Annotated in this window: 8 protein-coding genes; all 8 read left to right on the forward strand. The window is 42.9% G+C overall.

The window, feature by feature from the left end; genetic code table 11:
- The first annotated feature begins 25 nt into the window (after positions 1–25).
- Positions 26–592, forward strand: a complete 567-nt coding sequence (locus tag L1266_RS22325) for an efflux RND transporter periplasmic adaptor subunit (RefSeq protein ID WP_268842781.1) — start codon at positions 26–28, stop codon at positions 590–592.
- Positions 593–601: 9 nt separating this feature from the next.
- Positions 602–3,712, forward strand: a complete 3,111-nt coding sequence (locus L1266_RS16640) for an efflux RND transporter permease subunit (RefSeq protein WP_054552101.1) — start codon at positions 602–604, stop codon at positions 3,710–3,712.
- Positions 3,713–3,858: 146 nt separating this feature from the next.
- Positions 3,859–4,344 carry a GNAT family N-acetyltransferase gene (locus tag L1266_RS16645; RefSeq protein WP_054552102.1) on the forward strand — a complete coding sequence of 162 codons (486 nt, stop codon included), beginning with the start codon at positions 3,859–3,861 and terminating at the stop codon, positions 4,342–4,344.
- Positions 4,345–4,466: 122 nt separating this feature from the next.
- Positions 4,467–4,973 carry a hypothetical protein gene (locus L1266_RS16650; protein WP_054552103.1) on the forward strand — a complete coding sequence of 169 codons (507 nt, stop codon included), beginning with the start codon at positions 4,467–4,469 and terminating at the stop codon, positions 4,971–4,973.
- 15 nt (positions 4,974–4,988) lie between these two features.
- Positions 4,989–5,600 (forward strand): superoxide dismutase, encoded by a 612-nt coding sequence (locus L1266_RS16655; RefSeq protein WP_054552104.1) that lies wholly within the window; start codon positions 4,989–4,991, stop codon positions 5,598–5,600.
- Between the two features lie 87 nt (positions 5,601–5,687).
- On the forward strand, positions 5,688–7,037 hold the full coding sequence (locus L1266_RS16660) for a DNA-3-methyladenine glycosylase 2 family protein (protein WP_054552105.1): 1,350 nt from the start codon (positions 5,688–5,690) through the stop codon (positions 7,035–7,037).
- Positions 7,038–7,039: 2 nt separating this feature from the next.
- Complete coding sequence (locus tag L1266_RS16665) at positions 7,040–7,507, forward strand: methylated-DNA--[protein]-cysteine S-methyltransferase (protein ID WP_054552235.1); 468 nt, start codon at positions 7,040–7,042, stop codon at positions 7,505–7,507.
- Between the two features lie 54 nt (positions 7,508–7,561).
- Positions 7,562–7,810 (forward strand): hypothetical protein, encoded by a 249-nt coding sequence (locus L1266_RS16670; protein WP_235377951.1) that lies wholly within the window; start codon positions 7,562–7,564, stop codon positions 7,808–7,810.
- The last annotated feature ends 112 nt before the right edge of the window (positions 7,811–7,922 follow it).

Here is a 7,922-nt window from a genome sequence, read left to right on the forward strand (position 1 = left end):
CCCAGAAAAACTCGGTGAATACACCTTGTTTGCACAAACATCTGGGGCTGTTTTAACCGATAACTTTGCCCAAGGTCAGCGAGTAGATTCGGGGATTGAGCTAATGCTAATAGCCGATGAATCTGCGCTTTGGGTTGCTGCTCAGCTTTCAGCTAATCAAGACCGTACTATCAGTAATGGCTCTACGGCGCTGTTAGAAGTTAACGGCAATCGCTATCAAGCAAGGGTTATTCAAGAAGCACATACCATTGATGAACAAACACGTTCACGAACTGTTAGGCTCGAGGTAAAAAACACCCAGCATAGTTTGCACCCAGGCATGTTTGCGGATGTGTATTTTCATTTTGAAACAGACCAAGAGGTACTTGCCGTACCTGAAAACGCATTAACACGGAGTGCAGATGGTGACTGGCAGTTATTTGTCGTTGATGACGATGGTGGCTTTGCTGCCCATGAAGTAACCCTTGGCAGACGTTTTGGTGATTATCGCGAAGTGTTAGGTATCAAAGCCGGGCTTGAAGTTGTCACCCAAGGTGCTTTTTTTATTGCATCACAGCTAGCTAAAGGCGGATTTGATCCGCATAACCACTAGAGGTGATATATGTTTAATTTATTAATAGAGGCGGTGATAAAGAACCGTTTACTGGTTGTATTGGCCTTGCTTGCAGCGATTGCAGTGAGTGCATTTATGATCCCAAAACTTAATTTAGACGCCTTTCCTGATGTGACGAATGTGCAAGTTGCAGTGAATACCGAAGCGCCAGGGCTTGCGGCTGAAGAAGTTGAGCAGCTGATCACATACCCGATAGAAGCGGTTATGTATGCGCTGCCCGATGTAGAGCAGGTACGCTCTATTTCTAAAACAGGGTTATCGGGCGTCACTGTGGTGTTTAAAGAAGGTGTCGATATTTACTTTGCTAGGCAACTGGTTTTTGAACGTTTGCAGTCTGCTAAAGAGTTGATCCCAGCTGGTGTGGGTATGCCAACCATGGGCCCTAATACATCAGGACTTGGACAAGTCTATCAGTATTTACTTGAAGCAAAGCCAGATGCCAACATAGATAGCATGGCATTGCGTAGTTTAAATGATTGGGTGGTTAAATTACTTATATTACCTATTGATGGTGTGACCGATATTCTGTCATTTGGTGGTGAGGTAAAGCAGTATCAAGTGAACATAAACCCCAATAAGCTCCTTGCTTATGACTTAACACAGCAAGATGTTAGTAACGCACTAGATGCTAACAACAGTAATGTGGGTGGCTGGTATATGAACCGTGGTCAAGAGCAGCTTGTTATTCGTGGTACAGGTTGGTTTACCCCAGGCGAAAAAGGGCTTGCTGAGATTGCACAAACACCTATCAAAACCATTGATGGGACGGTTGTTCAAGTGGCTGATGTTGCGAATGTTGAGCTTGGTAGTGAAATTCGCCAAGGCGCTGTCACCTTATCTAAACGCAATGAACAAGGCGAAATAGTCAATCGTGGTGAAGTGGTGACTGGTATAGTGCTCAAGCGAATGGGCGCTAATACCAAGCAAACGATTGATGGCATTAACGCGCGTGTCGAGATGATAAATCAAGCACTGCCAAAAGGGGTTGAATTTAAAGCCATTTACGACCAAGCAGAGCTTATAAGCCAAGCGGTACAAACGGTTATTGACGCACTGCTTTTAGCTTTTGTATTTATTATCATTGTATTAGCGCTATTTTTGTTGGATTTAAGGGCAACATTTTTGGTGTTGTTGTCGATCCCTATCTCGATAGGCTTAGCACTGAGTGTAATGGCATGGCTTGGCTTGTCGGCAAACTTAATGTCGTTAGGTGGGATTGCTGTTGCAATCGGTATGCTGGTAGATGGCTCTGTTGTGATGGTTGAGAATGTATTTAGGCACTTAGGGCTTAAACATAATCAACATAAGCCTTCTTCGCAGCTGGTGGCTATTGCTGCAAAAGAAGTCGCACGGCCTATCTTTTTTGCCTCTTTGATCATACTAACGGTATTTTTACCGCTGTTTAGCTTTGAAGGCGTTGAGGCGAAGTTATTTCAGCCAATGGCTGTAAGTATTATGCTTGCGATTATTAGTGCTGTGTTCGTTGCCTTGGTTGTGGTGCCAGCTCTGTGTGTGTACTTATTTGCTAAGGGCGTGACAGTAAAGAAAAGTATTCTGTTAAAACCTATCGATATGCTTTATCAACGGGCTTTACAAAAAGCATTGCAGGCTAAACGCAGCGTTTTAGCGATAGCAGGGTTATTACTAATTGTAGCGGCCGTTATGCTACCAAGGCTGGGTACTGAATTTGTGCCAGAGCTTGAAGAAGGCACTATTAACCTACGTGTGACACTTGCTCCATCAGCAAGTCTCGATACGGCAATCTCAGTGGCGCCTAAGCTTGAAGCCATGTTGCTTGAATTTAGTGAGGTGGAATATGCGCTGAGCCGAATCGGTCGGGCTGAAGTGGGGGGAGATCCTGAACCGGTTAATAACATTGAAATCTATTTAGGCTTAAAACCTCATGAGCAATGGGTAAACGCGAAAACGCGGGTCGAATTACAGCAACTAATGGAAGCCAAGCTTGAGCAGTTCCCAGGGCTTTTGTTTAACTTTTCGCAGCCCATAGCAACCCGAGTCGATGAGCTTTTATCCGGTGTTAAAGCGCAATTGGCCATTAAATTATTCGGCAGTGACCTAGGCGTTTTAACTGAAAAAGGCCAACAAATTGAGCAGCTAGTTCAGCAAATATCTGGTGCAAAAGATGTTGCTATGGAGCAAATAGGCGGTGAAGCGCAGCTGATAGTTAAACCTAACCGTTTGGCATTGTCGCGCTTTGGTTTATCGGTGTCTGATTTGATGGATGTAGTTCAGCACGGTATTGGCGGGCAATCTGCAGGGCAAATCATTAATGCCAATGAGCGCTATGATATTTATGTGCGTATAGCAAAAAGCTTTCGGCAAAACCCAAATGTGATCGCTGATCTTCGACTGCGAACCCCAGCGGGTGCCATTGTTAGGGTGGGGGATGTAGCCGATGTACAAATAGAGTCTGGCGCTCCACAAGTTCGTCGCGATGATGTTCAAAGGCGGGTGGTTATTCAAGCGAATGTGCAGGGGCGAGATATGGGCTCTGTAGTTGCCGATATACGCGCTGCCATAGCCGATAAAATACAGCTACCAAGTGGTTACAGTGTAGCCATTGGTGGGCAGTTCGAAAACCAGCAAAGGGCACAGCAGCGGCTGATGATAGTAGTGCCAGTAGCCTTATTACTCATTGCGTTATTGCTGTATTTTGCCTTTAGTAACCTATCGCAAGTGGTACTTATTCTTGTCAATGTTCCTTTGGCTGTGATTGGGGGAGTGATTGCATTGTATGTCTCTGGGCAATACTTGTCTGTACCCAGCTCAGTAGGGTTTATTACACTATTTGGTGTTGCGGTATTGAATGGTGTGGTGATGGTCGAAAGCATTAATCAAAGGATTAGTGCGGGAGATAGCAAAGACAAAGCAGTATTTGAAGGCGCTGTTTCAAGGCTTAGACCCGTACTCATGACTGCGCTTACTTCAATGCTTGGGCTAATTCCAATGCTACTTAGCACTGGCATAGGGGCTGAAATACAAAAGCCCCTTGCCACGGTTATTGTTGGCGGCTTGGTTAGTGCTACCTTTTTAACTTTATTTGTACTTCCGGTACTTTATAAGTCGATGAGTAAATAAAATAAGTCGATGAGTAAATAAAGCATATGGGGCTAACTTTTAGTAGCCCCTTTTTAATGCCGTGTATTTCTGTAAAGGGCGTTTACACCATGCTAAAGCCCTTATAAACTGGGCGTTACAATAATGATGTAAAAAAGGAATACAGAGTGAGTAACGCAATTACAATTCGTCCGGCAGTCGCAAGTGATGCTGCAACAATCCTACATTTTATTACCGAACTTGCTATTTACGAAAAAGAACCTGACGCAGTTAAAACAGACGAGCAAGCTATTTTAAAAACGTTATTCAGTGAAGGTGCTACAGCTCACAGTGTTATTTGTTTAGAGGGCGACACACCAATTGGTTTTGCAGTTTATTTTTATAATTACTCTACATGGCTTGGCAAAAATGGTTTGTATTTAGAAGATCTTTACGTCAGTGCAGATAGCCGTGGTAAAGGTGCTGGTAAGCAAATTATGCAATATCTAGCTAAGCAAGCACTCGAAAAAGACTGTGGTCGTTTTGAGTGGGTGGTACTTGATTGGAATAAACCAGCCATTGATTTTTACGACAGCATTGGTGCTAAACCGCAAAACGAATGGATTATTTACCGCCTAACAGGCCAAGAGCTTATCGACTTTGCGCATCAATAACTAATGTTGTTATAGCTTAAAATTAACAAATAACAATATAAATAAAAATCATTTGCATTTGATCTTTTCTGTGTGTAGTTTAAATACACATAGAATGATTGGTATAAGTGCAGGTGATTTTTATGACTCAAACAACAGGCCACACACCGTTAACTTCGAACGCCATTGATGATGCGCTGGCCCCTTGGCAAAGTGCAATTTATCAAGGCAACTTAGCATTTGAATCTGGTGAGCTCATTACTGCGCGTGATCATTACACGGTTGCCAGCAGCTGCGCTGAAACACTACTCGCACAGTTTTCTAATATCCCAATCAACCAGTCGGTAACACGCTCGTTAGAGCATTGTATTGCAGCATTTGTTGTTGCCACTTTGAATCTTGCCGACACCTTTAAGGTAATGCAAAAACCAGATAAAGCCTGCACCTGGCTTTGTCATGCTCATCAGCGATTAAGCGCGCTGTTAAATCACCCAGAGCAGCAGGTCCGCATCTTGGTGCTGCACCATCATCACAAAACCTATTATGAACTGGTTAAGTTTGCCAGCATGGCATCGGCATTTCCGACACTCATTAACCGAATCAACCAGCTATTAGCTGACCATCCCCATAAAACGCAGTTATTACATTAACGATAAGGAATCAGTATGCCTTTTACATTACCCGATTTAGCTTATGACTATGATGCACTTGAACCGCACATTGATGCGAAAACCATGGAAATACATCACACCTTGCATCATCAAACCTATATCAATAAAGCGAATGCTGCACTCGAGGGCAGCCATTACTCTGAACAAGATGCTGAAACATTACTACGCACTATTTCATCAATGCCTGAGTCTTTACAAAAAGCAGTACAAGAGCATGTGGGTGGTCACCATAATCATTCATTATTTTGGCAAATAATGACACCAAACGGCGGTGGTGAGCCAAGTGCAGAGTTAAACACCGCCATTGTTGATACATTTGGCAGCTTTGACGCATTTAAAGAGCAATTTACGAATGCAGCGGTAAGTCGCTTTGGCAGTGGCTGGGCGTGGTTATGTGTTGATGAAAATAACCAATTGATTGTTGAAAGTAGCCTCAATCAAGATAGTCCACTTATGCAAAATCACATACCTATTTTAGGGCTAGATGTGTGGGAGCATGCATATTACTTGAAGTATCAAAATCGTCGCCCTGAATATATTGCGGCATTTTACGAAGTGATCAATTGGCCGGAAGTTGAGCGCCGATATTTAGCTGCAATTAAATAGCTGTTTAATTAGTTAAGGTCCGAAACTGGCTAGTCAAAAAATAATATTCAGTTAAGCTAACGGTATTAGCGTGTAACGAGAAAAATTATGACTAGCCAACAATGGCAAACTGCGAGGCAAAGCCGCGACCCACGCTTTGATGGGGTGTTTTTTGTGGCGGTAAAAAGTACTGGCATTTATTGCAGACCCATTTGCCCCGCACCAACAGCACAAGAAAAGAACGTTGAATACTACCAATACGCGCACTTGGCTGCGCAGGATGGTTTTCGACCCTGTATTCGCTGTCGCCCAGATAGCGCACCGAATAGCCCTGCTTGGTTAGGTACTAAAACCACCGCATTACGCGCCAAACAACTGATTGATAAAGGCGAGGCCTACGATTGTGAGGTTTTAGCCGACAGACTCGGCGTGTCGAGCCGCTATTTACGCCGTTTGTTTAACCAACACTTTGGACTCTCGATCACCCAATATCGATTATTTAACCAATGTAATTTTGCTAAACAGTTATTACAAGAAACAGATTTGTCGGTGGCAGATATCGCATTTGCTTCTGGCTTTAATAGTATTCGTCGTTTTAATGATGCTTTTTTAAAGCAGTTAAATATTGCCCCTTCAAAGTTACGTAAGACAGATAAAAAACCAGCCTCAACATTAACTCTAACACTGGCATTTAGGCCGCCTTATAACTGGCAAGCACTCCATGATTTTTTGCAGCGCAGATTAATCAGTGGTTTAGAATGGTTGAGCGCAACAAGCTATGGACGCACTTTTAAAGACAAATATTGCCAAGGGCAATTCACAGCGCATTTTGTTGAGCATAAAAATCATTTTAAAGTGGTTATTGATATCGATAACACCCGCTATTTACAGCAAGTGATCCATAACATTCGTCGTGTGCTTGATTTAGACGCCGACACGCACACTATTGAACAGCATTTAGATGCAGAGCTTAAAGGCGCAATGCCGCTTTGTGTTGGGTTGCGTTTGCCGGGAATTTGGTCAGACTATGAAGCGGGCATACGTGCGGTTCTTGGTCAGCAAGTGAGTGTTACTGCGGCTCACAATCTCGTAACTCAGCTTGTGAATGAATTTAATCAGCAAAGTACTAACCACTATTTTCCAAGCCCTGATTGGGTTGCCAATTCTGAACTCGATTTTTTTAAAATGCCACAATCACGCAAAGATGCGCTAAGGCGTTTAAGTGCTTATTGTCAGCAAAACCCAGATAATCAAGAGCTTGATAATTGGCTTGAGCTCAAAGGTATTGGCCCGTGGACAGTTAATTACGCCAAACTACGCGGTCAAAGCCACCCCGATATTCTATTGGCGGGCGACTTAGGGGTTAAAAAAGCCCTCGCTGGAATAAGCGAATTTAATAGCGAGCACTGCGCGCCATTTCGCTCTTATTTAACTTTTCAACTATGGCAACAATTATGAGTATGCAACAAGTTATAATGCCAAGCCCGATTGGCGATATTACCATTCAAAGTACATCAAAAGGCGTCAGTTACGTTGGCTTTTATCCGGTGGTTGCAATGCAAACAGAGGTTGTTGATGAGCACACCCTTACACCCATTTTAATTTGTATAAGTGAGCTTAATGAATACTTTAACGGTGAGCGTACACGTTTTACAGTACCCCTTGATACCCAAGGTACCCACTTTCAAAGGCAAGTGTGGCGTGCGCTGATGGATGTTGAGTTTGGTCAAAGCAAAAGCTACCAAGATATTGCACTTGCGATTAATAACCCAAAAGCGGTGCGTGCAGTGGGGGCTGCAAATGGTAAAAACCCGATTAGCATTATTGTACCGTGCCATCGGATTATTGGCGCAAACGGTAAACTCACAGGCTATGCGGGTGGCCTTGAAAGAAAAGAGTGGTTACTGAAACACGAAGGAATTTTGTAAAAAGTTAAATTGCCATCTACACTATTTAAAGCTTAACTAAATTAGTAACTTATTATGACAGTGATGTTGTTTTTTACTAGAGTATTTTTGTGTACAGGGTTGTTTTTTACTTTTACTTGTTATGCGAAAGAGGCGTCTCCCTTACTAATTAAAATTTGTGTGGCGGATCATAATAAAGCGCCGATGTTTATCGATGCTAAAAACGAAATCCCCATTATTAATAGCCAAGCACAAATTAATACTCTAAAGGAATTAGATCTCGCAATAGATGAAGTTCAATTTCAATACGGCGTTGTTTCCTAAAAGTTTGAACTATCTTGCCAGCCTGTGATCAGATCATCTATATCCTACTAGCCCGTGCAACAACAATGAGCAAAATCACAAACTGGTCTCACTATAATCAAGCCCTCGTTAA

It is taken from the genome of Pseudoalteromonas sp. Cn5-37 (assembly GCF_021532495.1).
GTDB lineage: Bacteria > Pseudomonadota > Gammaproteobacteria > Enterobacterales > Alteromonadaceae > Pseudoalteromonas > Pseudoalteromonas simplex.